Raw genomic sequence first — 26,085 nt, forward strand, 5'->3', positions numbered from 1 at the left:
CACGATCCCGAGCGGCTCTCCGTTCCGGGTGGCCGGCGCCACGGGCCGGCCGTCCGGCTGCGGTCGTCTACCGGGCCCGTAGACGCCTCGTGGCCTGCGAATCGCGCTTCGACAGCGTCCGTCGGCGCTGTCCGAGCCGAGCGCGGGCATCGGTGCGCCCGGCGGGCCCCGGTCCGGGCGGGACGGCGACCGGGAGGCGGGGCTGCCGGGTCGTGCGCACGTACGAATACCCCTGGACGACCAGGGAGATCACGCAACCGGGAATGAAGCCGTGCTGGGCGGTGAGAATCGCGTACGTCACCCAGCACACCTGGACACTCGCGCCGATCAGCCAGCCGAGCCCTTGGCCCCTGCCGACGGCCAGCAGCGCGCTCACCTGAAAGCCGGTCAGTATCCACGCCCACGCGGGACTCAGGCCGAGGCCGCTGTGCTGACGGGTCGCCGTCATCGCCATCGAGAGTGCGACGCAACCGCACACGGCCACGAGCACGGTTCCTACCACAGATCTACGCACAGCCCGTCACCTCGGAGATCGCGCCAGCGTGGGGAAGTGGCGAGGATCGGCGCTCGCGACAGTGCGGGCGAGACCGTCGCCGGTCGACACCGGGCCCGCGCCGGCGGCAGCGGGATCGGGCAGAGGAGCGTCGACGCCATACCCGGACCAACGAGGGACGGGGCCGGACCGACCGTTGAGGCGGTCGAGACGGGCGCAGCGCCGGTCGGCCGACGTGCGGTTTGGTCCCGTACCGGCGACCGTGACCGTACGACCGGGACGCTCAGTCCCGCCGGTCGGGGACCTCGTAGGCGTCGGGTACGCCGTCGGCGTCGGTGTCGCGTTCCTCGATCTCGCGGATGCGCTGGTAGTGGCGGTTACGGGCCCGTAGCACCACGGTCGCCAGCAGGGCGGCGACGAGCGAGCCGAGCAGTACCCCGATCTTGGTGTGTTCGTCGCGTTCGGTTCCCGCACCGAACGCCAGTTCGCCGATCAGCAGGGAGACGGTGAAGCCGACCCCGGCGAGCAGGGCGAGTCCGATCACGTCCCACCAGCTCAGCCCCTCGGCCAGCCGGGCCCGGGTGAACCGCTGCACCAGCCAGGTCGCGCCGGACACTCCGATCGCCTTGCCGGCGACCAGGCCCACGGCGACGCCGAGGGCGACCGAATCGGTGCCGGTGGCGCCGAGTCCGCCGGCACCGGCGACCGAGACTCCGGCGGCGAAGAACGCGAAGACCGGTACGGCGATCCCGGCCGACAGGGGTCGGAACCGGTGCTCGAAGTGCTCGGCGAGACCGGGGCCGGGTCCCTGCGCCCGGCGGATCACCGGCACGGTGAAGGCGAGCAGCACTCCGGCCACGGTGGCATGGATGCCGGAGGCGTGGACCAGCCCCCAGGTGAGCGCGGCCAGCGGCAGCAGCAGCCACCACGAGCGCACCCGCCGTTGCACCAGCAGACCGAACAGGGCCAGGGGGAGCAGGGCCAGCGCGAACGGGATCGGGTGCAGGGACGTGGTGTAGAACAACGCGATGATCAGGATCGCGATCAGGTCGTCGACGACGGCGAGGGTGAGCAGGAAGGTCCGCATCGCCGCCGGCAGGTGAGTGCCGATCACGCCGAGCACGGCGAGGGCGAACGCGATGTCGGTGGCGGTCGGGATCGCCCAGCCCGCCAGACCGCCGTGCGTACCGACGTTGAACGCGACGTAGATCAGGGCGGGGACGGTCATCCCGCCGATCGCGGCGGCGACCGGCAGGGCCGCGCGGCGCGGGTCCCGCAGGTCACCGGCGACGAATTCGCGTTTCAACTCCAGGCCGGCGACGAAGAAGAAGATCGCGAGCAGCCCGTCGGCCGCCCACTGACCCAGACTGAGATCCAGGTGCAGGACGGCCGGACCGAGGCGGACGTCCCCCAGGTCCCGGTACGCGTCGCCCCAGGGGGAGTTCGCCCAGGCCAGGGCGAGGACCGCCGCCCCGAGCAGCAGCACACCGCCGACCGTCTCGGTACGCAGGATGTCGGCGATCCGCCGGACCTCGGGCCAGCTACCCCGTCCGAACAGGTTCCGGCCGGTTGGTGTGGGCATGCGGCTCCTCGGAAAAGAGGTCGACAAAGGGACCGCCGACCAGACTTCCCGGCACACCTGCCCGTACCCTACCGGTTCGGTGCTCGGTACCAGGACGATCGGTGCCCGGACGGTGATCGGGCTCGGAGGTCAACCGGGGCTCGGTCGTCGTGGTGGTCATGAAGGGGTGGGGCGTGCTGCATCTGAGGGCGATCGTTCCGGCGGACCGGACCGGGGCCGTGGTCGACCTGCTGGAAGCCGACAGCGCGGTCACGCACGTCATCGTGCTGCCCGGCGCCGCCCGAGTCCCGGCCGGCGACGTGGTGCTCTGCGACGTGGTCCGGGAGGGGGCCGACGGGGTGCTGGTGGCACTGCGGGAACTGGGGGTGGACCGGACCGGTGGGATCGCCGTCGAGGGGGTCGACGTCACCCTGTCCGCCTCGGCCGACCGGGCCGGCCGGGCCGCGCCCGGACTGGGTACGGACGCGGTGGTCTGGGACGAGGTCGCGCGCAAGACCGGCGAGGAGACCCGGCTCTCCGTGACGTACCTGTTGCTGATCACCCTGGCCACGATTATCGCCGGGATCGGGGTCCTGCTGGACCAGCCGATCCTGATCGTCGGCGCGATGGTGGTCGGGCCGGAGTTCGGCCCGCTGGCCGCGCTCAGCGTGGCGCTGGTCAGGTGGCGGCCGGCGATCATCCGACGGTCTGCGGCTGCCCTGGCGGTCGGCCTGCTCGTCGCGATGGTGGCGACGGTGCTCAGCACCTGGCTGTTGACCTCGGCGGGTCTGATCGACCGGGAGATGCTGCTGGTCGAACGGCCACTGACCGACTTCATCTGGCGACCCGACGCGCTCTCCTGGGTGGTGGGCTTCCTGGCCGGGGTCGCCGGCATGATCTCGGTGACCTCGAACAAATCCGGCTCGCTGGTCGGTGTGCTGATCTCGGTCACCACCGTCCCGGCGGCGGCGAACATCGCGGTCGCGGTGGCGTACGACGTGCCCGACGAGGCAGCCGGCTCGGCCCTGCAACTGCTGATCAACCTCGCCGCGATCGTGCTGGCCGGCGTGCTGACGTTACTGGTGCAGCGGTTGTGGTGGTCGCGGGTCACCGGGCCCCGCCGGTCCCGTGGTGGCCACGGCGCCCCGGCGGGGAAGCGGCTTCCCGAACCCGAACCGGCCGGGCCCGGTTCGACGTCGACCACCGTGGCGGCCGAGGATCCGGTCAGCCCCGATGCCGACCGGTCTGCCGTCTGAGGTTGGGGGAACGCGTCCGCCCCCGCTGGTGCGCCCGATTCGACCGGGCCGGGTCCTGCCCGGAGCCGGTGGGACGCTCCACCCGGGTGGGGTTGCCGCGTACCAGGTCGTCGTGGATGCGCCAGCGGGCGGCGGTGACGGCGCGTGCGGCCACCTCGTCGCCGTACTCGATCCGCTGTCGGAGCAGTCGCATGGCGGCGCGGAGGTTGAGGCTGAACTGCCGCTCGGTGTCGACCACCACCACGATTCCGGTGGGGCGGTGGGTCGCTCGTACCGCGGTGCTGACCTTGTTCCGGTGTTGACCGCCGGGCCCGCCGGTACGGCAGGCGACGACGTCGACATCGTCCTCGGTGAACGGGGTCCGCGGGTTGTCGACCCGACAGGGGTGGGCGATGACGTACCAGTTCTTCCGGCTGGTGGTCCGGTAGGGGCTCGCGGCCTGCCAGCACAGGGTCCCGGTCCACGAGGCGGCGAACGTCTCGGCGTCGGGTCCGGTGATCCGGAGCAGGGCCGATCGGTAGCCGTCGGGCCGGTCACCGGGGACAACCTGCACCCGCTCGGTCGCCAACCGCTGCCGGGCGGCTTCGGCTTCCAGCCGGGGCAGGAGCCGGGCCAGTGCCCAGGCGCACTCCTGCGGGCCTCGCCCGGCGGAGAGCAGCAGGTGGACGCTCACGACCGACCCCCATCGCGGCGCTGGGCCCGGCGGTCCCGTCGCGGCGCCGAACCGAGATCGGGGGTCTTGTAGGTGACCAGGGGAACCGTGGTCGCCACCGGCGTCGCCAAGTCGTGGTCGACGAGGTCGGCGATCACCTGCTCGATCCGCTTGTAGGCCGTCGGAGCCTCCTCGAAGAGCAGCTGACGGTCACCGCACACCACCAACGATCCCACCGGCGTACGGCGCAGTTCCTCGACCGTGTGCTTGGCCCGGCCCCGGCGCAGGGCGTCGGCGCGGGACATCTTGCGGCCGGCGCCGTGCGCCACCGAGTGGTTGGCCTCCGGTCCGGCATGGGCGGCTACCAGGTACGAGGGGGTGCCCCGGGTACCGGCGACGAGCACGTCCCGGCCGTCACCCGGTGCCGCGCCCTTGCGGTGCAGGTAGATCCCGTCGCGGACCTCGACCAGGTTGTGGCACTGGTCGACGATCGGCTCGGTCGGCTCCGCTCCCAGGGCGTGGGCGACCCGGGCGGCCATCAGCCGCCGGTTGAGCGACCCCCAGCGCACCGCGTCGTCGTGCGTCGCCAGGTAGGCGACCGGGTCGGCGGCGGGGCCGGCGCCGTGCACGTCGGTGTGCGCCCGCAGGATCCGCTCGCCCAGCCCTCGGGAACCGCTGTGGACGACGAGGACCAGGTCGCCGGGGGTGAGCCCGAGACGGGTCGCGTGGTCGGGCTCGAAGACGGTCCCGATCCGGGCCAGTTCGACGAAGTGGTTGCCCCGGCCGACCGTACCGAGGCCGTCGACGTGACCGGCGGGGACCTCGCCGTCCAGGACGGCCCAGGCCGGGTCGTCGGCATCCTGCTCGGGGTCGAGCGCGCGGTCGAGGTCGGGGAAGCGGGCGGCGAGCTTTTCGGGTACGGCGCGCTTGAGCCTGATCGGGAACACGGCGATGCCGCAGCCGATGTCGGAACCGACCAGGAACGGGTACAGCACCCTCGACGCCATGGCGGCGCCGATCGGGGCGCCCTTGCCGGGGTGCAGGTCCGGCATGGCGGCGACGTGGATCATGCCGTCGAGGGCGGCCACCCGGTGGCACTGCTCGACGGCGTCGGACTCGATCCAACTCGTGGCGGAGGCGAACACGGTGACGGTGGCCGGGCTCGTGGCCACCGTGGACTGCGGCAGGGACTCCTGCCGGAGATGCTGCTGAGACAAGACGTTCTCTTCCCGGAAAGGGGTACGGACGGACGGCATCACGGCGCGGTTCGGCGCCGTCGACCCAGGGGTGGCCGTGGGCCTCGAAGGGTGCTGGGTTGGTCCGTCAGAACGTCATGGGGAACAGGGTTCCCGAGCCCACCGTGCACGGCAACCGGTTTTCCGCCGGGCGCGTCACGGCCTGCCGGGACCCTCCCACGGTGGAAGGCCCCGACTCTGCCGCTCTCCGGTGCCGTTACGACACCTGCGCGACGAGGCGGTCGTCGCCGTGCCAGCCCCGCTGCCCGGCCCCGACCAGCGCCCTGTACCACTACCGGGGCGAGAATCCGCGCGCCGGTACCGGATCGCCGATCCTGACGGAGACTACGAAACCGACGGGCTCGCGGTGACGCCCCGCCCCTACCATCTGATAGACGCGGCGGGACGCCCGCAGCCGAGGTGCTTCGCGTTCGGGGTGCCGACCGAGGCGGTGCACTGGGTCACGGCGGTCGGTATCCGGCCCGGGGTCAACTCGGTGACGGTCGCCGACGCGGACGCCATCGCCCGGACCGTGCTCCGGCTCGTCGCCGTGCCGAGCGTGGCCTTACCCGCCCCACCGAGTCTCGGACGTACGCCCCGAAAGGAGCCCGTCGCATGACCGCTACCTCCGTACCGACCGTCGACGCCACCCGACCGCTCGACGCCGGACTGCTCTCTCCGGTGCGCGCCGGTCAGGTGGTCGAAACGCTGACCGGTGACGACGCCTGGTTGCAGGCGATGTTGGACGCCGAGGCCGGGTTGATCCGCGCGCAGGCGGCGCTCGGCCTGGTGCCCGAGGCCGCCGCCCGGACCGTCACCGAGCTGGCCCGAGCGAGCAATCTCGACCTGCTGGAGCTGGCGGTGGCGGCCCGTGGCGCGGCCAATCCGGTGGTGGCGATGGTGGAGCGGTTCACCGCCGTGGTCGCCGCCGTGGACCCGGCCGCCGCCCAGTACGTCCACCGTGGCTCGACCAGCCAGGACGTGCTGGACACCGCCAGCATGCTGGTCGCCCGGCGGTGCCTGCGCGAGACACTGGCCGACCTGGACCGGGCGGCGTCGGCGGCGGCCGACCTCGCCCGAGCGCACCGGGACACCCTGATCGCCGGGCGGACCCTGGCCGTGCACGCCGTGCCGACCACCTTCGGGCTCAAGGCGGCCGGCTGGCTCACCGCGATCGCCGAGCGGGCCGAGCGGTTGCGGGTGATCGCCGACCGCCTGCCGGTGCAGCTCGGCGGTGCGGCCGGCACCCTCGCCGGCTACGTCGAGTACGCCCGCGCCGCCGGTTACGACCGCGCCGGCCGGGACCGGTACGCGCGCCACCTCGCCGCCGAGTACGCCGCCCAGCTGGGCTTGGCCGAGCCGGTGCTGCCCTGGCACACGATCCGTACCCCGGTGGTGGAACTCGCCAACGAGCTGGCGTTGACCACGGGCATCCTGGGCAAGATCGCCGTCGACGTACGGACGCTGAGCCGGACCGAGATCGGCGAGGTCGCCGAGCCCACGGCGGCCGGTCGCGGGCTCTCCTCGGCGATGCCGCAGAAGCGGAACCCGGTCCTCGCCACGTTGATCATCTCGGCGGCGATCCAGATCGGACCGATCGCCGGCGGGCTCGGACAGTGCCTGCTGGCCGAGGACGAGCGCCCGGCCGGCGCCTGGCACGCCGAGTGGCAGCCGCTGCGCGAGTGTCTGCGGCTGGCCGGTTCCGCCTCGGCGACCGCCGCCGAGCTGCTCTCCGGTCTGGACGTCCGGCCGGAGCGGATGCGGGCGAACCTCGATCTCACCGCCGGTCTGATCGTCAGCGAGCGACTGGCCGTGGCCCTCACCGACGTCGTCGGGAAGCTCGCCGGCAAGCACCTGGTCAGCCGGGCCGCCACCGAGGCGGTCAGCACCGGCCGTCCGCTGGCCGAGATCGTCGCCGCCGCGCCGGAGGTCGCCGGCCGGCTGGACGTCGCGCAGATCGAGGCGCTGCTGGACCCGGCCGGGTACACCGGTGTCGCCGGTGACCTGGTCGACCGCGCGTTGCGGCACCACGGCGGGGACCGCGACGCCGCCGATGCCGTCGACTAGCACGACGTTGTGCCGGCCTGGCCGACCCTCCCGCTATCCGAGCCGGGGGTGGTCGGCCGGGTCGGTCCGTGAAAAGGTTGCGTTCCACGCACCAGTTGTCATTCGAGATCCGGAGGACGTCGTTATGGTGCTCAGCAGCCCGCCGGCCCCGTCGGGCGAGGCCCAGACCCCGCCGCCCGCCCGCTCGGTTCGCCGGGCCCGGGGCGAGGGCCAGTGGGCGCTCGGTCACCGGGAGCCGCTGAACCCGAACGAGCGGACCAAGAAGGACGACAACCCGCTCAACGTACGGGCCCGGATCGAGAACATCTACGCGCACCGGGGCTTCGCCTCGATCGACCCTGCCGACCTGCGCGGCCGGTTCCGCTGGTGGGGGCTCTACACCCAGCGCCGGCAGGGCATCGACGGCACCGGCACCGGCGTCCTCGAACCGCACGAGATCGAGGACGAGTTCTTCATGCTCCGGGTCCGGGTCGACGGTGGCCAGCTGAACCTGGCGCAGCTGCGGACGATCGCGGAGATCTCCACCCGCTACGGTCGCGACACCGCCGACATCACCGACCGGCAGAACATCCAGTTGCACTGGATCCGGGTCGAGGACATGCCGGAGATCTGGCGCCGGCTGGAGGCGGTCGGGTTGCAGACCACCGAGGCGTGCGGCGACTGCCCCCGGATCGTGCTCGGCAGCCCGGTCGCCGGGATCTCGGCGGACGAGGTGGTCGACCCGACCCCGGCGATCGACGAGATCCTGCACCGGTTCATCGGCGACCCGCGTTACTCGAACCTGCCGCGCAAGTTCAAGTCGTCGATCTCCTGGTTGGCCGACACCCCGTACGAGGTCAACGACATCTCGTTCCTCGGTGTCGACCATCCGGTGCACGGGCCCGGCTTCGACCTCTGGATCGGCGGTGGCCTGTCCACCAACCCCCGGCTCGCCGAGCGGCTCGGGGTCTGGGTGCCGCTCGCCGAGATCCCGGACGTCTGGGAGGGCGTCGTCGGGGTGTACCGCGACTACGGCTACCGCCGGTTGCGTACCCGAGCGCGGTTGAAGTTCCTGCTCGCCGACTGGGGGGTGGCGAAGTTCCGCGAGGTGCTGGAGAAGGAGTACCTGGGGCGGGCGCTGGTCGACGGCCCCCCGCCCGAACTGCCGGCGAAGCCGATCGACCACATCGGCGTACATCCGCAGGCCGGGGGCGGGTTCTATGTCGGTGCCGCCCCGGTGGTGGGGCGCACGTCGGGCAGCCAGTTGGCGCAGCTCGCCGATCTGGCGCAGCGGTACGGCAGCGGCCGGGTGCGGCTCACCCCGTACCAGAAGCTCCTCGTTCTCGATCTCGACGACGCGGCGGTCGAGCCGGTGGTCGAGGGGTTGCGCGCGATCGGCCTGGAAGCGCGGCCGTCGGTCTGGCGGCGCAGCACGATGGCCTGCACCGGGATCGAGTTCTGCAAGCTCGCCATCGTCGAGACCAAGGCCAGGGGCCAGGAACTGGTGGCCCGGCTGGAGGAGCGGCTGCGCGACTTCGACGCCGACATCTCGATCCACATCAACGGCTGCCCGAACGCCTGCGCGCGTACCCAGGTAGCGGACATCGGCCTCAAGGGGATGCTGATGCTGGACCGGGACGGGCGCCGGGTCGAGGGTTTCCAGGTCCACCTCGGCGGCGGCCTGGGCATGGCCGAGGGCCAGACCGCCGGTTTCGGCCGCAAGCTGCGCGGCCTCAAGACCACCGCCGAGGAACTTCCGGCGTACGTCGAGCGGCTGGCCCGCCGTTACCTCGACGGCCGCGACTCGGGCGAGACGTTCGCCACCTGGGTGCTGCGGGTCGACGAGGAGCAGCTCCGGTAGCCGGGGTTCGTCACCGCCGTGGCCGGAAGTGGTTCCGAACCAGGTACGCGGTGACCTGCTTGCCGATCTTCGCGCCCTCCACGTCGGCGGTACGGGTGTGGATGCCACCCCAGATGCGGGCCTCGACCACCTCGGCGAGCGCGTGCGAGAAGCCCCGGAAGTGCCGGGTGGTACCCGAGTCGGCGCTGTGTCCGCTGAACGCGATGTCGTCCCGACCGAAGAAGTACGCCAGTGCCGACATGCTGGCCCCCGTGAAGCAGGTGTGCCCGGACGTGAAGTCGGGGTGCGGGGGAGTGACCAGCAGCGGTGTCCACCCGGGGTCCGCCACGGTGGCCGGGTTGCCGTCGGTGTCGGCGAGCCGCACGGCGGTGATCGGCCGCCAGAGGTTCCACGCCGCCTTCTCGTTGTAGCAGGCGGTCGTGGCGTCGGCCTCGGCCAGGTCCACCATCGCGAACATCCGGGCCGTCTGGAGGACGTTCAGCCGCTGCGTCGTCGCGAGCTGCCGCTTGATCTCCCATTCGGCGAGGTGTCGGTCGTGCCACCAGATCGCGGCCTGGGTCTGGTCGGGTGTCCGCAGCGTGCTGTCCGCCGCGCCGATCTCCTTGACCTCGTTGAGGTCGCGGGCGTACCGCTCGCTGGTGAGCGCGGGTGGCCCGGCGGAGCGGAACATCGACGCACGGGGGATGACGAACGGCCTGAGGCTGCCGACCCAGGCCCCGTCGTGGGTGAGGGTCGGGGGCGTCGGCCGCCACTGACCGGGCTCGGTGCCGATCACCCAGGTCTGGTCGCCGAACGCGCCGTCGTTGCGGCGCGCGGCGATCATCGCGGCCGCCGTCCGGCTGCCGACGGTGATTCCACGCCGCTTGGCGACACCGTCGGGAATCGTCGCCAGCGACTCGTCGTACTGGGTGCGCAACCGCGAGTGCTGGTCCGGGAAGAGGGCGTTCAGGACGGTGAAGCCGGCGGTGGCGACGGCCGCGTCCGTCGACTCGTTGCCCCGGGTCGGCGGTGCGACCAGATACGGCTGGTACGGGCTGCCGGCGATGGCGTTCACCGCGTCGTAGACGGCGCCGTGGACCATGGCGAAGCTGCGTGCCTGTACCTGTGGCTGCTGACGGGCGATGTCCCAGATCGCGGTCTCGGCGTTGCGGTCCCAGACGATGACGGCGTTGGCCGAGGGGGTCGGGCCGGACGCGTACGCCGCCGGGGCGCCGGGTCCGGCGGCCGAACCGGCCGCGAGGATCCCGGCCACGGCGACGTGCCCGGCCCTGCGGAGCAGCCGACGGTGGCCGGTCATGGCGCGGTTGTCCCGGCCCGGTGCCCGAGCTATCGACGATGATGTCTGCATTGCTGCAACGTACGCCGTCGGACGCGGTGCGTGGGGCCCGGCAACTGCGCTCAGAGGACCGGCGGCAGCGGCACCCGGAGGAAGACCGCGCCGCGCAGGTCGAGCCAGCCGCTGCTCGGGGTACGGACCAAGCGCATCACCACCTCCTCGCAGTTCGGGCAGCGGGCGACCAGGCCCGGCGCGTGCGAGTAGACCCGCAGTGTGGCGAGTGGCCCGGTCGAGCCGCAGGTGGCGCACTGTTCGGTGGCGGCGGTGAGGTCGACGGCGAAGATCTCGCGCATCGGCCCGGCGAGCATGTTCCCGTCGACGTACTGGTCCGTCATCTCAACCTCTGGCTCGTCATCTCGAACTCTGGCTCGTCATCTCAACCTCCGGTGGGGCCGAACCGTTCGGTCCTGACCCGCTGGGCGTCGTGACCGACGGCCACGAGGGTGTCGGCGACGGCCTCCACGAGCCCGGTCGGGCCGCAGACGAAGCACTGCGGTTCGCGGTCGGGCGGCCAGCCGTGCTCACGGATGTCGTCGGGGCCGATCCGGTGCGGTGGGCCGGGCCAGCCGTCCGGCGTCTGCCGGGTGTAGACGTAGCTGATGTCCAGCCCCTGGTCGTCGGCGGCCCGTCGGCGCAGTTCGTCGGCGAAGTAGACGTCCCGCTCGGTGCGGACCGAGTAGATCAGCCGGAACGGCACCCCGCTGCCGGTCGCCTGCCGGGCCCGGACCATCGCCATCAGCGGCGCGATCCCGGAGCCACCGGCGACCAGCAGCACGGGTTCGGTCTGGGTGGCACGCCAGACGAACCAGCCGCCGACCGGTCCGCGGATCTCCACCGGGTCGCCGACCGACAGGACGTCGATCAGGTACGGCGACACCTCCCCGTCGGGCACCCGCTGCACGGTCAGTTCGATCGTGTTCCCGTTCGGCGCGGAGGAAATCGAGTACGACCGTTCGGCCCGGTAGCCGTCCGGGGCGGTGAGGCGTACGTCGACGTGTTGACCGGGTACGTGTCCGGGCCAGTTCTCGACCGCGAGCACGAGGGTGCTGGCGGTCGGGCTTTCCTGTCGCCGCTGCACCAGGTGGGCCACGTGCCACATCGCCATGGTCAGTCGCCCTGGTAGCGCTGCTCGCGCCACGGGTCACCGTAGTCGTGGTAGCCGGCCGTCTCCCAGAACCCCGGCTCGTCGGTCAACAACAACTGGATCCCCCGCACCCACTTCGCCGACTTCCAGAAATACAGGTGCGGCACCAACAACCGAGCCGGACCACCATGCTCCGCCGGCAACCCACCACCCTCGAACTCGTGCACCACCCACGCCCGACCATCAAGCAGATCCTCCAACGGCAGATTCGTCGTATAACCCCCGTACGAACGCACCAACGCGTAGTCCGCCGCCGTCTCCACCCCCGCCAACAGGGTGTCCACCGAAACACCCCGCCAACTCGTCCCCAACTTCGACCACCGCGTCACACAGTGGATATCCACCGTCGGCGTCTCCTGCGGCAACGCCAACATCTCCGCCCACGACCACCGATGCTCGACACCACCCTCCGTCGTCACCGCGAACTCCCACGAGTCCAACGCCACCCTCGGCGTCGGCCCCGCCGACAACACCGGAAAATCCTCGGTCAGGTACTGCCCCGGCGGCAACGCCGGCTGCGACGACCTGGGCCGGCCCTGAAAACCCGGCGAGACAATACCCATTAGCTACTTTTATCACCTTTTGCCGGACCAGGATCTCGATCGCTGTGGTGATCATGAGGTCGAGGGGGCAGGGGCGGTGTCGGTGCCCGGTCGGGCGTCACCAGGACATTGACGAGTTTGAGTCACCTGGTTACTGTCCTGGATCAGGAAAGCTCTTTCCTGGCGGATCGAGTCCGGGCGGCCCGCCGGCTCGACACGCCCTCGGCGTGTACCGCGCCAACTCGCACCCCTCTCCGCCTGCCGGAACCCCACCCTCCACCGCCGGACAGCCCGGCACCCCACAGGGAGGTCCACCATGGGCGTACGCGTCCCCACGCGCCCGAAGTTACGTTCCACCTGACCCCTCGTCGCCGGCGCGGTCGCGGCGATCACCGCCGGTACGGTGCTCTTCGCGCCGGTCGCCAGTGCCGCCACGGTCCTGGATCAACCGGTTCCGACGCACCGTCCGCGACTACGAACGGCTACCCGAGCACCACGCCGCGATGGTCCAATGGGCCGTGATCATCGTCGTGACCCGCCGCCTCGCCCGCCACCAAAACCCCTGATCCCCTTACTTACCAGGGTCTGAACGATCCGGGTTCTCTGCGAAGACCTGGGCCGCGACCTGATAGCCGTCGAACGCGCGTGCTACGCCAGCGTAGGCCGCGACCTGAAGAAAGACTTCGGCGATCTCTTCCTTGGTGGCGCCGGCGTTGAGCGCGATGCGGAGCTGACCACGGAGGGGCTCCAGGACGCCGAGTGTCGCCGCGATGGTGACGGACACCAGTGCCCGCGTCCGTGTATCTAGGTGCTCGGTGCGCGGCCAGACGTCGCCGAAGGCGTGCATCGTCGCGATCCGTTTGAAGTCTGCGCCGTTAGCTGGCTCACCGGGGGTGGCGCCGAGAAAGCGCTCCAGGCGGAAGCCCAGCAGACGCTCGGCCGTGTCCAGCGCGGCGGCGTACCCGGGGTCTGTCGCCGCAGATGCCGGATGGTTCGTCGTCACGATGCTCACACTTCCATGCACAAGGACGAAGCAGGCGAGATCCGGCATTTCGCACGTGACTGTAGGTCGCACCCAGTCGAGCTGATCAAGGAAGAGCGAGCCTCGGCCCATCAGCCCCGACGTAGCTGGCCTCGAACTCAGCCGTCAGCGGACCACCCATGTCGACAGCACTTCGAAGCTGCCATGACATCGTCATGACCCGCCGCCTCGCACACCACCAACACACCTGAAAACCCTGATTTACCAGGCTGTAAGGCAACAGCGGCCGGCGCCGGAGGGGGCCCGTTTCGACCCGTGCGCCACGGCGGCGAGAATCGTCGGCGTGTCCGTCCAACTGATCACCGACCCCGACGACCGGCGGATCGCCGACTACCGGGCGCTCACCGACGTCGAGTTGCGTACCCGCTGGGAACCGCCGCACGGGCTGTTCATCGCCGAGGGCGAACTCGTCCTGCGCCGGGCGCTGCGGGCCGGCTACCCGCCGCGCTCGTTCCTGGTGGACGCCAAGCGGGTCGACCAGCTCGGTGACCTGGACACCGGGGAGGCCCCGGTCTACGCCGCCAGTCCGGAGGTGCTGGAACGGGCGACCGGCTTCCACGTGCACCGGGGGGTGCTGGCCTCGTTCCACCGCCGCGAGCTGCCGACCACGGCCGAGGTGCTGGCCGCCGCCCGTCGGGTGGTGATCCTCGAAGACGTGAACAACCACACCAACCTCGGTGCGATCTACCGGGGAGCGGCGGCGCTCGGCATCGACGCCGTACTGCTCTCACCCACCTGCGCCGATCCGCTCTACCGGCGAAGCGTACGGGTGAGCATGGGGGAGGTGTTCGCGGTCCCGTACGCCAAGTTCGAGCACTGGCCGGCCGGCCTGGACCAGGTACGGGAGGCAGGTTTCACCGTGCTGGCCATGACGCCGGCACCGGACGCCGTACCGATCCAGCGGCTCACCCCGGCGCAGCGGAAGCGGGCGGCGCTGCTGCTGGGCGCGGAGGGCCCCGGCCTCACGGCGGCGGCCCAGGCGGCCAGCGACCTGAAGGTGGTGCTGCCGATGCGCGCAGGGGTGGACTCGTTGAACGTGGCTGCCGCTGCCGCCGTCGCCTTCTGGGAACTGGGCCGCGAAGACCCGATCTGATCGCCCCCCGCCCGGCTCCGTCGGGGGCGAAATCGCTGGACAGGGTGGAGACATTGGCAGACGTTGGCGGGATGAGACAAGAGGAGATCTGGGACGCCGGTGCCGCCGGTCGTTATGACACACCGGGCACCGGCATGTTCGCACCCGAGGTCCTGGGACCGACCGTGGACCGCCTCGCCGAACTCGCGGGCGACGGTCCGGCACTGGAGTTCGCCATCGGGACCGGTCGGGTCGCCGTACCGCTGGCCGGGCGGGGGGTGTCCGTCACCGGCATCGAACTGTCCGGTCCGATGATCGACAAACTGCGGACGAAGGTCGACGAGGCGACGATCCCGGTGATCGTCGGCGACATGGCGACCGCCGTCGCACCCGGGCGGTTCACCCTCGTCTACCTCGTCTACAACACCATCGCCAACCTGCTCACCCAGGCCGAGCAGGTCGCGTGCTTCCGCAACGCCGCCCGTCACCTCAGCCCCGGTGGCCGGTTCGTGATCGAGCTCTGGGTGCCCGAGCTGCGCACACTCCCGCCCGGCCGGCAGGCAACGGTCTGGCACGTCGAGCCCGGCTACATCGGCCTGGACACCTACGACGTCCTGCGACAGCACGTCGTGTCACACCACTTCACGTTCGACGGCAGCCGGCAGGCCGAACTGTCCCGCACCCCGCACCGCTACATCTGGCCGGCGGAACTCGACCTCATGGCCGAGCTGGCCGGGTTCGAACCGGAGAGCCGGCACGCGGACTGGTCCGGGGGCGAGTTCACCGAGGAGTCGCGTTCCCACGTCTCGGTGTACCGCATCCCGCCGGACCACTACCGGGATTGACCGGCCGACGTCGACGGCCGGGGCCGCCGGCGGTTGGCCGACCCGCCGGTGCGGGCGCGTTGGGTGACGACGACGCAGGCGAGGACGAGCAGCGCGCAGCCGATCGCGGGCAGGGTGGCCGGTTCGTGGAGGAGCAGGGCCGCCCAGCCCAGGGTGAGCACGGGCTGGGCGAGTTGGATCTGGCCCACCTGCGCGATGCCGCCCCTGGCCAGTCCGGCGTACCAGGCGAAGAAGCCCAGGAACATCGACACCACGGTGACGTACCCGAAGCCGAGCCAGGCGGCGGTGCCGGCGTGCGGGGGGCGAACGAGGACCGCGACGGCGGTGACCAGCACGGTTACCGGCAGGGACAGGATGAGCGCCCAGCAGATGGTGCGGGCGCCGCCGAGGTCGCGCGCCAGCGCGCCGCCCTCGGCGTATCCGAGGCCGCAGAGCACGACGGCCGCGAGAAGAAACAGGTCAGCCGGTTCGAGGGCGCCGGAGGCGCCGCCGCTGACCACGAGGAAGACGAGCACCGCGACGAGACCGCCTCCGGCGGCGGCCCAGAACACCGGTGGCGGACGTTCCCCGGCACGCAGGACCGCGAACACGGCGGTGATCGCCGGTAGCACGGCGATGACCACCGCGCCGTGGGCGGCCGTCTGCGTGGTGAGCGCCAGCGAGGTGAACAGCGGGAACCCGACCACCACGCCGGCGGCGACGACGGCCAGCCGTCGCCACTGTACGGCGGTCGGCCGGGGCGCCCGGACCAGCCGGAGGTACGCCCACGCCAGCAGCCCGGCGCCCACCGCGCGACCGAAGGCGACCAGCCAGGGATCCAGTTCGTCGACGGCGACCTGCGTCGCGGGTAGCGACATGCTGAAGGCGAGGACGCCCAGTGCACCGAGTGCGCTACCCGTTACCCGACCGGACTGAATAACGTTACTATGGCTTCTCATGGGTGACGATAACGCAGCCGATCGTGTTATCCAAGATCTCCGCAGCTCGGCCTCGGCCGCCGCCCCCGGCACCCGCCTGCCGTCGGTACGGGAGCTGACCGCCCGCCACCACGCCTCGCCGGTGACCGTGGCGCAGGCGATCCGCCGGCTGGTCGCCGAGGGGCTGATCGAGGCGAGGCCGGGCAGGGGCACCTTCGTGGCCGCGCGCCCGGAACACCGTCCGTCCCCACCCGACCTGTCCTGGCAGGCCATAGCGCTGGGCCCCCGGCCGCCCGGCGAGGAGGCCGTGCAGGCGCTTCTCGCCATCCCGCGCCCGGACGCGATTCCGCTGTCCAGCGGCTACCTCGACCCCGACCTGCAACCCGCCGCCGCGCTCGGTGCCGCACTGGCCCGCGCCGCCCGGCACCCGACCGCCTGGCAACGCGGACCGGTGCAGGGCCGCGAGGACCTGCGCGCCTGGTTCGCCCGCGAGGCGGGCGGCGCCCTGCGCGCCGAGGACATGGTGATCTGCACCGGAGGGCAGACCGCGCTGTCCACCGCGTTCCGCGTACTCGCCGCGCCCGGCGACGCGGTGCTGATGGAATCGCCGACCTACCTCGGTGCGCTCGCGGCGGCGCGGGCGGCGGGTCTGCGAGTGGTCCCCGTACCGACCGATGCCGACGGGGTGCGGCCGGACCTGCTCGCCGAGGCCCTGAGTCGCAGCGGTGCCCGGCTCTTCTACTGCCAACCCCTGCACGCCAACCCGCACGGCGCGACGCTGGCCGAGCACCGACGGCCCGCCGTGGCCGACGCGGTACGGGCGGCCGGAGCGTTCCTCCTGGAGGACGACTACGCCCGCGACCTGACCATCGACGGCACCCCGCCGCCACCGCTGACCGCCGACGACCCGGACGGGCACGTGATCTACCTGAGGTCACTGACCAAGTCCGCCGCACCCGGCCTGCGGATAGCCGCCATCGGCGCCCGTGGCGTGGCCGGGGCCCGGCTGCGTTCGGCCCGGACGCTCGACGACTTCTTCGTCGCCGGGCCGCTCCAGCAGGCGGCGCTGGACTTCCTCACCTCACCGGCGTGGACGCGACACCGACGTACCCTGCGCGCGGCCCTGTACGCCCGACGCGAGGCGCTGCTCGCCGCCCTGCACCGTCACCTGCCCGACCTGCTGCCGTCCGTCGTCCCACGCGGCGGACTGCACCTCTGGATCCGCCTCCCCGACGACCTCGACGACCTCGAACTCGCCACCGAGGCCGCCGCCGAACAGGTGGTCGTCTTCCCCGGACGCCCCTGGTACGCCGCCGAGCCACCAGCCCCCCACCTGCGCCTGACCTACGCCGCCGCACCACCCGCGCTCCTCGACGAGGGAGTACGCCGGCTGGCCCGCGCCGTCGCCGCCCTCCGTGGCAGTTCCTGACCGCTCGGGTCGGCCGGTCGGCGACGGTCGTGTTCGGTGCTGCGGTTAGCCTGTGCCCATGCAGGAGGCTGTGTCCCGGAGCGACCTCGATGGCTGACGCCGCCGACGTCCGTCAGCTGGCGCTGGCACTGCCGCAGGTGGTCGAGATCGACAGTGACGGCTTCGACTTCCGGGTCGCCGACAAGGGCTTCGTCTGGTCCTACCCCGAGCGCCTACCCGGTCGGCCACGGGTCATCCGCACCGATGTCGCGGTGCTCTACGTCGGCGACGAGGCGGAGAAGCAGGCGTTGCTCCTGGGCGAGCCCGAGATCTTCTTCACCACGCCCGCGTACGACGGACTGCCCCTGGTCATGCTGCGGCTGGAGCGGGTGGACGTGGATCGCCTGAAGGAGCTTGTCACCGACGCGTGGCGCATGCGCGCCCCGGACTCGCTCGTCGGCGAACTCGACGACGGCACCGGATCGTCGAGCCCGGACCTGGCCGGAGCCGATCGGTAGCACGGGTTCTGACCCCGTCCCCTCCTCGCGGATCCGGGCGGCTCTGCCTCCGTCCGCTGCACGTACCGCCCGTACCCCGGTCGAACTCGACCAGCCGCGCGGACGCCGTACCTCAGGGCACCCGCGCTCCGCGCCCGTGTCTCCCGCGCTGACGGGCCCGCGCTGACCGACGTGCGTGGATGACACCCGACGATCCGCAGGCCGCGGCGCCGCCTGACGGAAGTCGGCACCTTCGGGACCCGGATCCGGTCCGGGACACGGCGCTAATCCGGTACCGCGATCCTTGACGCCGCCCGCCCACTGCGTTCTATAGTCCTATGAGACTAGAGGAATGAGAGCCATGATCGAGTTTCATCTGGACGGTCGCTCCGGCGTCGCGCCCTACATGCAGCTGATCCAGCAGGTGCGCCAAGCCCTGCGTCTCGGACTGCTGCGTGAGGGTGACCGGCTCCCGACGATCAAGGACGTGGTCGCCTCCGTCGCGATCAACCCGAACACGGTGCTCAAGGCCTACCGGGAGCTTGAGTACGAGGGCCTCGTAACCGCCCGCCCCGGTGTCGGCACCTTCGTGGCCCGCACGCTCAACGACGAGGCCGCCGCGGTCGAGCCGCTGCGCGAGGAACTGCGGGCGTGGCTGCGCCGGGCGCAGACGGCCGGGCTCGACGCGGAGAGCATCGAGGCACTGTTCGTGACCACCTTCCGCACCCAGTTACAGGAGTCCGCATGACCGCCCCGGTGTTGCAGGCCGACGGCCTGACCAAGCGGTACGGGCGTCGGGTGGCGTTGGCCGACTGCACCGTCGACGTGCCGCCCGGCCGGGTCGTCGGGCTGGTCGGCCCGAACGGAGCCGGCAAGACCACCCTGCTCCAACTCGCGGTGGGCATGCTGACACCCACCGCCGGTCGGATCACCGTGCTCGGCGGCCGCCCCGGCGACGGACCGGGTCAGCTGGCCAGGGTCGGCTTCGTGGCGCAGGACGCGCCCACCTACGCCGGCCTCTCCATCGCCGACCACCTGCGCTTCGGTGCCCGCACCAACCCACGGTGGGACCAGGCGCTGGCGGACGAGCGGATCGCCCACCTCGGCCTGGACCCGGCGCAGAAGGCGGGCCGGCTCTCCGGCGGCCAACGCGCCCAGTTGGCGCTGACCATGGCCGTGGCAAAGCGGCCCGAGTTGCTGATCCTGGACGAGCCGGTGGCCAGCCTCGACCCGATCGCCCGGCGGGAGTTCCTGCGCGGCCTGATGGCGTACACGGCCGAGCACCGAAGCAGCGTGATCCTCTCCTCTCACCTGGTCTCCGACCTGGAGCGGGTCTGCGACTACCTGATCGTGCTGACCGCGTCCCGGGTCCGCGTCGCCGGAGACATCGAGGAGCTGATGGGCAGCCACTACCGGCTGACCGGCGCCCGCCGGGAGGCCGCCGACCTGCCCGCCGGGGCCGAGATGATCGAACACAGTTTCACCGAGCGGCAGTCCACGTTCATCGTGCGCAGCGTCGTGCCGATCGAGGACCCCGCGCTGACCGTCGAACAGCTCACCCTCGAAGACCTGGTCCTGGCCTATCTGTCGCGCTCCGTCGAGGCGCACCGGCCCGAGTTGGAGACCGCCCGATGATCTGGTTCACCTGGCGACAGTTCCGCACCCCGGCCGCTGTCGCGGCGGTCGCCCTGGCCGTCCTCGCCGCCGTGCTGCTGGTCAGCGGCAACACCATCACCGACCTGTACGCGGGCGTCGCCGCCTGCCAGGGCGACTGCGGCAACGCCGTCGAGGCGTTCCTCACCCGGTTCCACGACAGCGCCGGTGGCACGGTCTACTACCTCACCCTGGCGATCATGTACGCGGCACCGCCGCTGATCGGCATCTTCTGGGGCGCGCCGCTGGTCGCCCGCGAGATCGAGGCCGGCACCCACCGGCTGGCCTGGAACCAGTCGGTCACCCGGTCCCGCTGGCTGGCCGCCAAGCTCGGCCTGGTCGGTGCCGCCACCGCGGTCACGACCGGCCTGTTGAGCTGGGCGGTCACCGCCTGGGCGAGCCGGGTCGACAGCGCTGCGGCGGACCGGATCACGCCGCTGGTCTTCGGCGCCCGAGGAACCGTGCCGATCGGGTACGCGCTGTTCGCCTTCACCCTCGGCGTCACCGTCGGCATGCTGGTCCGCCGCACGGTCCCGGCGATGGCCGGCACCCTGGCGGTCTACACCGCCGCGGTGGCCGCGATGCCGCTGTGGCTGCGTACGCACCTGGCGCCGGCCCGGCACGAGACGCCGCCACTGGACATGGACAACCTGGACGCGCTGATGATCGACCAGAGTCGGAACATGATGATCGAGCCGAACGACGTGACCAACGCCTGGACGATCACCAACCGCCCGATCACCGCGAGCGGCCAGGTCTTCACCGGTCCGTCCGACCCGACCCGGTGCGGCCCCGACAAGCCGACCGGCTCGTGCGCCGACTGGGTCGGCACGCTCGGTCTGCGCCAGGACGTCGTCTACCACCCCAACAGCCAATATTGGACGCTACAGCTGACCGAGACCGCCGTCTTCGTGGCCCTCGCCGTGGCGCTGGCGGCCGTCAGCTTCTGGTGGCTGCGTCGACGGCTCTCCTGACCGAGGCGTCGGGTCGCGCTGTCCGTGGCGACCATGGTGCCGGTTGCGCGACCGCAACCGACTAGGTGATCGTGGCGGCGACTGGCTGGCGCGGGCCCGCGAGGCGGCGTGCCAACAGCAGGATCACGGCGAGGGCGGACACCTCGGCCACGGCGGTGGCGGCGGCCGCGCCGAGCGGGCCGAACCGGGGTACGCCGAGCGCGACGGCGACGGTCAGCAGCGTCGCGAGCACACCCATGGCCTTCGTCGCCCGGCCGTAGTGACCGTCGCCGATCCAGTTGAACATCAGCGCCCGGCTGACCGCCATGAACGGCAGGGCCAGCATGAACAGTGCCAGCCAGCCGGCGGCCTCCCGGTGCGGTAGGGAGAGCACCGTGCCGGTGAGCCAGGGCGCCAGCCAGGCGACGCCTGCCGCCATGGGAACCGCGCAGAGCAGGGCGACCGTCACCGAGAAGTGCGCCGGGTGTCTCGCCTGGTCCAGCCCCAACCGGCTGCGCGCCCGAGCGACCATCGGCACCTGGAGCGCCGACTGCACCACGCCGCCGATGGCCTGGTACGCGGTCACGAGAGCCCCGAAGCTGCCCATCACGGCGGGCGTCACGACCAGCGACAGCACGACGGTGCCGAACCGCGTCACGTACAGGTCGCCGAGGGCGAAGCCGAACAGGTGCCGGCTGGAGCGGTAGCCGTCCAGGGCGCGCCGGAACGAGAGCTCCCGGAAGCTTCCGCGTCGCAGCGAGCGGTCCCGGCGCAGGACGAGTTCGCCGACGACGAGCTGGGTCAGCCCGGCGGTGGCGAGTGCGACGGTGAGCGGGACCCCGAGCAGGACCAGCACCAGCGACGCCGTCTTGCTGCCGCACATCAGCACGGCGCTGGCGAGGAACCGCATCCGCCGGCTGAAGTCGGCGATCTGCAACTGGGCCAGGCCGTTGCCGAGCGTCACCACACCGGCCGCCGCCAGCGCGGTCGCACTGTAGCCACGGCGGGCGTAGAACTCGCCCACGACCAGCACGCCGAGCAGCAGGACGGGGACCACCACCAACGTCCACTGGCTGCGTACGAGGGTGCGCTGCTCCTCGGTGCCGTTGAGGTAGAGCAGGGCCGAGCCGCCGCTGACCAGGATGAGGACGAACGACAGCGCCGACGTCGCCACCGTGTAGGCCGCGATCTCGTCGGTCTGCCCGAACGCCGCGCACAGTGCCAGGACCGCCGCGCTCAGTATCCCGTTGGCGACGACCGCCCCGGCCGCGATCGCGGAGTTCCTGGCGAGCGCCCGGTAGCCGGGCTCCGCCGCCGTGGGGCGAACGGCGTCGGCGTCGCCTACCGGCACGCCGGCCGTGGTTCGCACGGTCCGTACTCTACGCAGCGCCGATCGCCTGGCTGCTGCGGACACGGGCGGCCGTGGACACCGGCGGCCGCGCCACGGGACGGCGGCCGACCCGGCGACGGCCACCCACGGTCGGTGGGTGACCGTCGCCGAGGGTCGGTGCCGGGCACACGTTCAGCGTCGGTACCGATACCGGCGCCGTCAGGAGATCGCGGCACCGACCTCGGTCCAGGTGCTGTCGTCCCGTACGTTCCCGAGCGTGATGCCGGTGAGGATCTTCGTCATCTCGCTGTTCGACAGCCGGCCGCCGCTGGCGACCTGCAGGTTCACCGTGCCGTTGTCGGCCCACCGGTTGCAGAAGCCGTTCAGGCAGGTGATCGCGGGCGAGGGCTGCTGGTTGGAGTTCGCGGCGGGGACCACGAAGACGAGGAAGCTTCCGGGCGGGTCGGCACCGTCGACACCGCCGTACGGCTGGGTGAGGCCGGTCGTCGGCTGGGCGGGGTCGCTGAACAGCAGACCCGCGTAGTTACCGTCGCGGGCGGCGGCGATCCCGTTCAGCCCGGTCGTCGCATGCATCCCGACCTCGTCGAGGTGGTACCCGGACGGCACGTACCCCATCTTGATCGGGATCTTCGCCGCCGTCGGCGTGCTGCCCCGCAACCCGGCGGCGAGCTGGCGCAGGTCCTGCGCGGACGGGTAGTCGGCCTCGGAGGAGTTGGCGTCGATCACCGCCCAGGCGTTCGTGTCGTACTGCCAGGCGAGGGTCCGGGTCCCCGCCGTCCGACCCGACCCCGAGCCGTCGAGTTCCAGTCCGGGCCGACCGGCGATGGTCACCTGCCCCGCACCGGCCAGCTTCGTCGGGTCGTAGGCGCCGGGCCGGTAGACGGTGAGGTAGGCGTACAGGGACGGCGAGGGGTCCGGCGGCTCCTGGTTCGGGTCGTACGCCCGGTCGTTGGTGGTCAGGCCGTCCGCGTACACCGAGGCGATCTGGTACGCGGTCGACACGACGATCGGCTGCGCCACCCGCAGCTTGCCGACCTGGTAGGCGCCGAAGGTGAACGTGAACGGCGGCGCGTCCACCGCAACGGGCTGTGCCGCTACGCTGGCCTGCCCGGCCACGTTCGGGCTGGCGGTCTGCACCGACGCCGTTCCCGAGAGCGACGGTATCGTCACGGCGGCCACGACGCCGAGCACCGCCGTCGCCGTCGCGCCGGACGCCGCCCAGCCGAGCCGGCGGCGGCGCTGGCCCCGCCGCCCCGACTCGACGATCTCGTCAACGGTGTAGCGCAGCGGTGGTGGCTCGGAGGTCACCAGGTCCACCAGGTTGTTCATTCGCATCGGTCCACGCTCCAAGTTCCGACGGTTCATCAAAGACCACGCCTCCGGCGGCCAGCGCCGCCCGGAGATTGACCAGACCTCTGCTTGTCTGGCTCCTGACCGTTGCGGCGCGTACGCCGAGCACATCCGCGGCTTCCTCGGCCGACATGCCGAGGTAGTACCGCAGGACCAGCACCGCTCGTTGCCGAGTTGGTACGGCCTGTAGTGCCGCGCGTACCCGCAGGCGTTCGTCGGTGGCACCACTGGGGTCGGACTGGGCGATATCGGGCATTCGGTCGCCGGCCGACCGTTCCCGGCGCCACCACGGTCGGCGGGTCTCGTCGATCGCCGCCCGGAACACCATCGTCTGCGCGTACAGGTCCGGCCGTTCCAGGCGTCCCCACCGGGGGTACAGCTTCGCCAGGGCGTTGGCCACCGCGTCCTCTGCCGCGTGCCAGTCCCCGCAGGTCACGTACGCCAGCCGGCGCAACGCCGGCATGCGCGACGCGACAAATTCCCGGAATGCGTCCTCATCGTCCTGTTTCAACCGGCCGCTCCCTCCGACGCGGGTAGAACGTTCGCCCACCCGTCGAACGATGCACGCCCGGCGAGAATTTTTTCGACGCGCCCCGTGTCGCGTTCGCCACTCGGCCCGGTACGCCACCCGCCCCGAACGGCCCACGACGAGCCCATGATCGAGAGCCGCGCCGGTCTGGGCGGTGTCGGACGTCGACCGGGCGGATTGTCGGCGTCGATCTCCTGGCTGATCGATCTCCTGGCTGAGCAGCCTGGAGGCGGCAACGGCACACCACGGCCTTCACGGCCGGATCTTCACGGCCGGGCCTTCAGGGTGGCCGGACCTACGCGGCCGTTGTCAGCGGCGAGGATGTGGGCGCGGACGAGCCGGGCCGGGCGGTGAGGATCGCCCGTACGCCGGGTGGTTTGTCGGCGCTCGCCGGATCAGTGGCGGGTGCGGGTGACGGTGTCGAGGAAGGCGCGCCAGGCGGTGGGGGTGAAGGCGAGGGCCGGGCCCTGCCGGTCCTTGCTGTCGCGTACGCCGATGGCGTGCGGCAGGTTGTCGGCGACCTCGACACATGCGCCGCCGTTGCCGTTGCTGCGGGTGCTCTTGCGCCACCGGGCACCGGTCAGGTCCATGTCTCCGCCACCTCCGAGATCAACTCCAGCGACTGCTGGTGCGGCAGTGCCTCTCCTCGGATCGACTCCCACACCTGGACTGTCCGCTTGACGTCCTCGGCGCGGTCGTACGTCTGTCCGTTGAGCTGTCCCTCAATGTAGACGATGTCCTCGCCGGTCAGCGGCGTGTGCGCCGGGTGGTTTGTCGGCGCTCGCCGGATCAGTGGCGGGTGCGGGTAACGGTGTCGAGGAAGGCGCGCCAGGCGGTGGGGGTGAAGGCGAGGGCCGGGCCCTGCCGGTCCTTGCTGTCGCGTACGCCGATGGCGTGCGGCAGGTTGTCGGCGACCTCGACACATGCGCCGCCGTTGCCGTTGCTGCGGGTGCTCTTGCGCCACCGGGCACCGGTCAGGTCCATGTCTCCGCCACCTCCGAGATCAACTCCAGCGACTGCTGGTGCGGCAGTGCCTCTCCTCGGATCGACTCCCACACCTGGACTGTCCGCTTGACGTCCTCGGCGCGATCGTACGTCTGTCCGTTGAGCTGTCCCTCAATGTAGACGATGTCCTCGCCGGTCGGCGGTGTGGCCATCACGAACGGACCGTTGAGGCCGGCGTAGGCGCCGGCCGATCCGGGCACGACGTGGATCCGCACCCTGGGCAGTGAGTCACCGACCTTGGTCAGGTGCCGCAGTTGCTCGCGCATCACCTCCGGGCTGCCCACCGGGCGGCGCAGGACCGACTCGTCCATCACCACCGTGAGCAGCGGCGACTGGCCGAGGGTGAGCAGTTCCTGGCGTTCCATCCGGCCGACGACCTGCTGCTCCAGCGCGTCAGCCCGGAGCAGTCCGCTGCCGGACAGGACGCTGCGGGCGTATGCCTCGGTCTGGAGCAGGCCCGGCACGAACAGCGGCTCAAACCAGCGCAGCGCTTCGGCTTCCCGTTCGATCTCGGCCCACTCGCGGAACCAGGCTACGAGCGTGTCCCGGCCGAGCTTGCGCTGAATGCGGCTCAGGACCCCGCCGGTGTTCAGCACCTTGTCGCAGCGGCTGGCGAAGTCGAAGCTGGGGCGCCGATCGCAGTTCTCGATCTTCCCGACGAGGGCCGTCGAATAGGTGATTGCGGCGGCGAGTTCCGCCTGCGACATCTCGGCTTCGATGCGTAGGATCCTCAGTTCCTCGGCGAACAGTTCGAGAATGGGCGAGTGGATCACGGACAACCTCCGGACAATCTGCGGACAACGATCGGACAACCCTCGGACAAACACCGGCTCGCAGCAGAAACTCCCTGGTGGGCAGGGGTTTGCTTGGGGGAGAGCATAAGCGGAGCGGTGGTTGACTGTCACTAGTGGAATGGCGGGGAGTTGGGGGGCAAGGTGCTGTGGGATATGTAACGGCGGATTGACGAGTGGTGGCAGTCGGTCGACCGTGGTGAACGTGAATACCGAGCCGGTCACCGACATGAGCGACGAGATCCCGCCGGACGTCGCCCGCCTTCGAAACGCGATCGCAAACGAACTGCACGCGCAACTCGCCCTGCGCGCCGAGCGGATCGAACTCGCGGACATTCCCGAGATCGCGTACGCGGTGGCCGTGCAGCTCCGGCACGGGTTCCGGATCGAGTGGGCGCCCACCTGGGCGGACGAGCGGGACGACGGCGACTGGCTCAGCCTGGACGCCGCCACCTTCCACGGCTCCGCGACGGGGGACCGGGACGGATCGGCAGAGCGCTGACCGATCGTCGAGCACCAGCCCGACGTCGATCAGGTTCGGTGGCG

Annotated in this window: 29 protein-coding genes; 12 read left to right on the plus strand and 17 right to left on the minus strand. The window is 71.5% G+C overall.

The genetic code is table 11. The features are described 5' to 3' along the window. Window positions 1–67 precede the first annotated feature (67 nt). Window positions 68–448 carry a hypothetical protein gene (locus ACZ6QQ_RS04955; protein WP_465874415.1) on the minus strand — a complete coding sequence of 127 codons (381 nt, stop codon included), beginning with the start codon at window positions 446–448 and terminating at the stop codon, window positions 68–70. Between the two features lie 328 nt (window positions 449–776). Continuing rightward, entirely contained in the window at window positions 777–2,075 is a 1,299-nt protein-coding gene (gene nhaA / locus ACZ6QQ_RS04960; protein ID WP_465874417.1) for a Na+/H+ antiporter NhaA, read from the minus strand. 173 nt (window positions 2,076–2,248) lie between these two features. On the opposite strand from nhaA, the gene ACZ6QQ_RS04965 reads away from it, so the two are divergent. Further along, a complete protein-coding gene (locus ACZ6QQ_RS04965; RefSeq protein ID WP_465874419.1) occupies window positions 2,249–3,310 on the plus strand; it encodes a DUF389 domain-containing protein in 1,062 nt (353 codons plus the stop codon). Here the strand turns inward: ACZ6QQ_RS04965 and prfH are convergent. Together prfH and ACZ6QQ_RS04975 are read right to left on the minus strand one after the other, a co-directional pair. After that, window positions 3,279–3,983, minus strand: a complete 705-nt coding sequence (gene prfH, locus ACZ6QQ_RS04970) for a peptide chain release factor H (protein ID WP_465874420.1) — start codon at window positions 3,981–3,983, stop codon at window positions 3,279–3,281. The genes ACZ6QQ_RS04965 and prfH overlap by 32 nt on opposite strands. Beyond that, window positions 3,980–5,179 (minus strand): RNA ligase RtcB family protein, encoded by a 1,200-nt coding sequence (locus ACZ6QQ_RS04975; protein WP_465874422.1) that lies wholly within the window; start codon window positions 5,177–5,179, stop codon window positions 3,980–3,982. Before ACZ6QQ_RS04975 ends, prfH begins: the two co-directional genes overlap by 4 nt. A gap of 454 nt (window positions 5,180–5,633) precedes the next feature. Between ACZ6QQ_RS04975 and ACZ6QQ_RS04980 the strand changes: the two genes are divergently transcribed. The 3 genes from ACZ6QQ_RS04980 (at window position 5,634) to ACZ6QQ_RS04990 (ending at window position 9,104) form a co-directional block, all read left to right on the plus strand. Then, window positions 5,634–5,816, plus strand: a complete 183-nt coding sequence (locus ACZ6QQ_RS04980; protein WP_465874424.1) for a hypothetical protein — start codon at window positions 5,634–5,636, stop codon at window positions 5,814–5,816. After that, window positions 5,813–7,264 carry a nitrosuccinate lyase gene (locus tag ACZ6QQ_RS04985; protein ID WP_465874425.1) on the plus strand — a complete coding sequence of 484 codons (1,452 nt, stop codon included), beginning with the start codon at window positions 5,813–5,815 and terminating at the stop codon, window positions 7,262–7,264. The genes ACZ6QQ_RS04980 and ACZ6QQ_RS04985 overlap by 4 nt, the downstream gene beginning before the upstream one ends. Window positions 7,265–7,388: 124 nt before the next feature. Continuing rightward, window positions 7,389–9,104 carry a nitrite/sulfite reductase gene (locus tag ACZ6QQ_RS04990; RefSeq protein ID WP_465874427.1) on the plus strand — a complete coding sequence of 572 codons (1,716 nt, stop codon included), beginning with the start codon at window positions 7,389–7,391 and terminating at the stop codon, window positions 9,102–9,104. Between the two features lie 10 nt (window positions 9,105–9,114). Here ACZ6QQ_RS04990 and ACZ6QQ_RS04995 read toward each other — a convergent pair whose 3' ends face one another. The 5 genes from ACZ6QQ_RS04995 to ACZ6QQ_RS05015 all read right to left on the minus strand — a co-directional run bounded on the left by ACZ6QQ_RS04995 (window position 9,115) and on the right by ACZ6QQ_RS05015 (window position 13,177). Further along, window positions 9,115–10,401, minus strand: a complete 1,287-nt coding sequence (locus ACZ6QQ_RS04995; RefSeq protein ID WP_465874428.1) for a vanadium-dependent haloperoxidase — start codon at window positions 10,399–10,401, stop codon at window positions 9,115–9,117. A 101-nt stretch (window positions 10,402–10,502) separates the two neighbouring features. Next, window positions 10,503–10,775 (minus strand): DUF6510 family protein, encoded by a 273-nt coding sequence (locus ACZ6QQ_RS05000; protein ID WP_465874430.1) that lies wholly within the window; start codon window positions 10,773–10,775, stop codon window positions 10,503–10,505. 41 nt (window positions 10,776–10,816) lie between these two features. Continuing rightward, complete coding sequence (locus ACZ6QQ_RS05005) at window positions 10,817–11,545, minus strand: ferredoxin reductase (protein WP_465874432.1); 729 nt, start codon at window positions 11,543–11,545, stop codon at window positions 10,817–10,819. Between the two features lie 2 nt (window positions 11,546–11,547). After that, on the minus strand, window positions 11,548–12,147 hold the full coding sequence (locus ACZ6QQ_RS05010; protein ID WP_465874433.1) for a sulfite oxidase-like oxidoreductase: 600 nt from the start codon (window positions 12,145–12,147) through the stop codon (window positions 11,548–11,550). A 550-nt stretch (window positions 12,148–12,697) separates the two neighbouring features. Then, window positions 12,698–13,177: a carboxymuconolactone decarboxylase family protein gene (locus tag ACZ6QQ_RS05015; RefSeq protein WP_465874435.1), complete on the minus strand. Its 480-nt coding sequence runs from the start codon at window positions 13,175–13,177 to the stop codon at window positions 12,698–12,700. 178 nt (window positions 13,178–13,355) lie between these two features. Between ACZ6QQ_RS05015 and ACZ6QQ_RS05020 the strand changes: the two genes are divergently transcribed. Beyond that, the gene (locus ACZ6QQ_RS05020) at window positions 13,356–14,261 is read left to right on the plus strand and encodes a TrmH family RNA methyltransferase (protein WP_465874551.1); all 906 of its coding nucleotides are present in this window, start codon (window positions 13,356–13,358) and stop codon (window positions 14,259–14,261) included. Between the two features lie 71 nt (window positions 14,262–14,332). After that, window positions 14,333–15,085: a class I SAM-dependent methyltransferase gene (locus tag ACZ6QQ_RS05025; RefSeq protein WP_465874437.1), complete on the plus strand. Its 753-nt coding sequence runs from the start codon at window positions 14,333–14,335 to the stop codon at window positions 15,083–15,085. On the opposite strand, the gene ACZ6QQ_RS05030 is transcribed toward ACZ6QQ_RS05025, so the two are convergent. After that, complete coding sequence (locus ACZ6QQ_RS05030) at window positions 15,073–16,023, minus strand: DMT family transporter (RefSeq protein WP_465874438.1); 951 nt, start codon at window positions 16,021–16,023, stop codon at window positions 15,073–15,075. The two genes, ACZ6QQ_RS05025 and ACZ6QQ_RS05030, sit on opposite strands and share 13 nt — an antisense overlap. On the opposite strand from ACZ6QQ_RS05030, the gene ACZ6QQ_RS05035 reads away from it, so the two are divergent. The 5 genes from ACZ6QQ_RS05035 to ACZ6QQ_RS05055 all read left to right on the plus strand — a co-directional run bounded on the left by ACZ6QQ_RS05035 (window position 16,022) and on the right by ACZ6QQ_RS05055 (window position 20,534). Continuing rightward, complete coding sequence (locus ACZ6QQ_RS05035; protein ID WP_465874440.1) at window positions 16,022–17,431, plus strand: aminotransferase-like domain-containing protein; 1,410 nt, start codon at window positions 16,022–16,024, stop codon at window positions 17,429–17,431. The two genes, ACZ6QQ_RS05030 and ACZ6QQ_RS05035, sit on opposite strands and share 2 nt — an antisense overlap. An 89-nt stretch (window positions 17,432–17,520) precedes the next feature. Next, on the plus strand, window positions 17,521–17,928 hold the full coding sequence (locus ACZ6QQ_RS05040) for an MmcQ/YjbR family DNA-binding protein (RefSeq protein ID WP_465874442.1): 408 nt from the start codon (window positions 17,521–17,523) through the stop codon (window positions 17,926–17,928). Window positions 17,929–18,268: 340 nt separating this feature from the next. After that, on the plus strand, window positions 18,269–18,655 hold the full coding sequence (locus ACZ6QQ_RS05045; protein ID WP_465874444.1) for a GntR family transcriptional regulator: 387 nt from the start codon (window positions 18,269–18,271) through the stop codon (window positions 18,653–18,655). Next, the gene (locus ACZ6QQ_RS05050) at window positions 18,652–19,542 is read left to right on the plus strand and encodes an ABC transporter ATP-binding protein (RefSeq protein WP_465874446.1); all 891 of its coding nucleotides are present in this window, start codon (window positions 18,652–18,654) and stop codon (window positions 19,540–19,542) included. The genes ACZ6QQ_RS05045 and ACZ6QQ_RS05050 overlap by 4 nt, the downstream gene beginning before the upstream one ends. Next, window positions 19,539–20,534 carry an ABC transporter permease subunit gene (locus ACZ6QQ_RS05055; RefSeq protein WP_465874448.1) on the plus strand — a complete coding sequence of 332 codons (996 nt, stop codon included), beginning with the start codon at window positions 19,539–19,541 and terminating at the stop codon, window positions 20,532–20,534. The genes ACZ6QQ_RS05050 and ACZ6QQ_RS05055 overlap by 4 nt, the downstream gene beginning before the upstream one ends. A gap of 61 nt (window positions 20,535–20,595) precedes the next feature. Here ACZ6QQ_RS05055 and ACZ6QQ_RS05060 read toward each other — a convergent pair whose 3' ends face one another. The 7 genes from ACZ6QQ_RS05060 to ACZ6QQ_RS05090 all read right to left on the minus strand — a co-directional run bounded on the left by ACZ6QQ_RS05060 (window position 20,596) and on the right by ACZ6QQ_RS05090 (window position 25,521). Continuing rightward, window positions 20,596–21,882 carry a lipopolysaccharide biosynthesis protein gene (locus tag ACZ6QQ_RS05060; RefSeq protein WP_465874449.1) on the minus strand — a complete coding sequence of 429 codons (1,287 nt, stop codon included), beginning with the start codon at window positions 21,880–21,882 and terminating at the stop codon, window positions 20,596–20,598. A gap of 180 nt (window positions 21,883–22,062) precedes the next feature. After that, window positions 22,063–23,199: a hypothetical protein gene (locus ACZ6QQ_RS05065; protein ID WP_465874451.1), complete on the minus strand. Its 1,137-nt coding sequence runs from the start codon at window positions 23,197–23,199 to the stop codon at window positions 22,063–22,065. After that, window positions 23,135–23,725 carry a SigE family RNA polymerase sigma factor gene (locus ACZ6QQ_RS05070; RefSeq protein WP_465874453.1) on the minus strand — a complete coding sequence of 197 codons (591 nt, stop codon included), beginning with the start codon at window positions 23,723–23,725 and terminating at the stop codon, window positions 23,135–23,137. The genes ACZ6QQ_RS05065 and ACZ6QQ_RS05070 overlap by 65 nt, the downstream gene beginning before the upstream one ends. Window positions 23,726–24,138: 413 nt before the next feature. After that, complete coding sequence (locus tag ACZ6QQ_RS05075; protein ID WP_465874455.1) at window positions 24,139–24,333, minus strand: DUF397 domain-containing protein; 195 nt, start codon at window positions 24,331–24,333, stop codon at window positions 24,139–24,141. Continuing rightward, a complete protein-coding gene (locus tag ACZ6QQ_RS05080; protein ID WP_465874553.1) occupies window positions 24,324–24,575 on the minus strand; it encodes a Scr1 family TA system antitoxin-like transcriptional regulator in 252 nt (83 codons plus the stop codon). The genes ACZ6QQ_RS05075 and ACZ6QQ_RS05080 overlap by 10 nt, the downstream gene beginning before the upstream one ends. Beyond that, window positions 24,533–24,727, minus strand: coding sequence for a DUF397 domain-containing protein (locus tag ACZ6QQ_RS05085; protein WP_465874455.1), 195 nt, complete (start codon window positions 24,725–24,727; stop codon window positions 24,533–24,535). Before ACZ6QQ_RS05085 ends, ACZ6QQ_RS05080 begins: the two co-directional genes overlap by 43 nt. Next, complete coding sequence (locus tag ACZ6QQ_RS05090; protein ID WP_465874457.1) at window positions 24,718–25,521, minus strand: helix-turn-helix domain-containing protein; 804 nt, start codon at window positions 25,519–25,521, stop codon at window positions 24,718–24,720. The genes ACZ6QQ_RS05085 and ACZ6QQ_RS05090 overlap by 10 nt, the downstream gene beginning before the upstream one ends. 223 nt (window positions 25,522–25,744) lie before the next feature. On the opposite strand from ACZ6QQ_RS05090, the gene ACZ6QQ_RS05095 reads away from it, so the two are divergent. After that, a complete protein-coding gene (locus ACZ6QQ_RS05095; RefSeq protein ID WP_465874459.1) occupies window positions 25,745–26,041 on the plus strand; it encodes a hypothetical protein in 297 nt (98 codons plus the stop codon). Window positions 26,042–26,085: the final 44 nt, after the last annotated feature.

The organism is Micromonospora sp. NPDC049529 (assembly GCF_055586685.1).

Bases quoted from the DNA above. Each gene is read 5' to 3' on its own strand.
- ACZ6QQ_RS05045 (WP_465874444.1), top strand. From the start codon at position 18,269: ATGATCGAGTTTCATCTGGACGGTCGCTCCGGCGTCGCGCCCTACATG.
- ACZ6QQ_RS05065 (WP_465874451.1), bottom strand. From the start codon at position 23,199: ATGCGAATGAACAACCTGGTGGACCTGGTGACCTCCGAGCCACCACCG.
- ACZ6QQ_RS04955 (WP_465874415.1), bottom strand. From the start codon at position 448: ATGACGGCGACCCGTCAGCACAGCGGCCTCGGCCTGAGTCCCGCGTGG.
- ACZ6QQ_RS05010 (WP_465874433.1), bottom strand. From the start codon at position 12,147: ATGGGTATTGTCTCGCCGGGTTTTCAGGGCCGGCCCAGGTCGTCGCAG.
- ACZ6QQ_RS05000 (WP_465874430.1), bottom strand. From the start codon at position 10,775: ATGACGGACCAGTACGTCGACGGGAACATGCTCGCCGGGCCGATGCGC.
- ACZ6QQ_RS05040 (WP_465874442.1), top strand. From the start codon at position 17,521: ATGGCTGACGCCGCCGACGTCCGTCAGCTGGCGCTGGCACTGCCGCAG.
- ACZ6QQ_RS05050 (WP_465874446.1), top strand. From the start codon at position 18,652: ATGACCGCCCCGGTGTTGCAGGCCGACGGCCTGACCAAGCGGTACGGG.
- ACZ6QQ_RS05085 (WP_465874455.1), bottom strand. From the start codon at position 24,727: ATGGACCTGACCGGTGCCCGGTGGCGCAAGAGCACCCGCAGCAACGGC.
- ACZ6QQ_RS05030 (WP_465874438.1), bottom strand. From the start codon at position 16,023: ATGAGAAGCCATAGTAACGTTATTCAGTCCGGTCGGGTAACGGGTAGC.
- ACZ6QQ_RS05025 (WP_465874437.1), top strand. From the start codon at position 14,333: ATGAGACAAGAGGAGATCTGGGACGCCGGTGCCGCCGGTCGTTATGAC.
- ACZ6QQ_RS05035 (WP_465874440.1), top strand. From the start codon at position 16,022: ATGGGTGACGATAACGCAGCCGATCGTGTTATCCAAGATCTCCGCAGC.
- nhaA (WP_465874417.1), bottom strand. From the start codon at position 2,075: ATGCCCACACCAACCGGCCGGAACCTGTTCGGACGGGGTAGCTGGCCC.
- ACZ6QQ_RS05075 (WP_465874455.1), bottom strand. From the start codon at position 24,333: ATGGACCTGACCGGTGCCCGGTGGCGCAAGAGCACCCGCAGCAACGGC.
- ACZ6QQ_RS04995 (WP_465874428.1), bottom strand. From the start codon at position 10,401: ATGACCGGCCACCGTCGGCTGCTCCGCAGGGCCGGGCACGTCGCCGTG.
- ACZ6QQ_RS05055 (WP_465874448.1), top strand. From the start codon at position 19,539: ATGATCTGGTTCACCTGGCGACAGTTCCGCACCCCGGCCGCTGTCGCG.
- ACZ6QQ_RS05015 (WP_465874435.1), bottom strand. From the start codon at position 13,177: ATGCCGGATCTCGCCTGCTTCGTCCTTGTGCATGGAAGTGTGAGCATC.
- ACZ6QQ_RS04990 (WP_465874427.1), top strand. From the start codon at position 7,389: ATGGTGCTCAGCAGCCCGCCGGCCCCGTCGGGCGAGGCCCAGACCCCG.
- ACZ6QQ_RS04985 (WP_465874425.1), top strand. From the start codon at position 5,813: ATGACCGCTACCTCCGTACCGACCGTCGACGCCACCCGACCGCTCGAC.
- ACZ6QQ_RS05005 (WP_465874432.1), bottom strand. From the start codon at position 11,545: ATGGCGATGTGGCACGTGGCCCACCTGGTGCAGCGGCGACAGGAAAGC.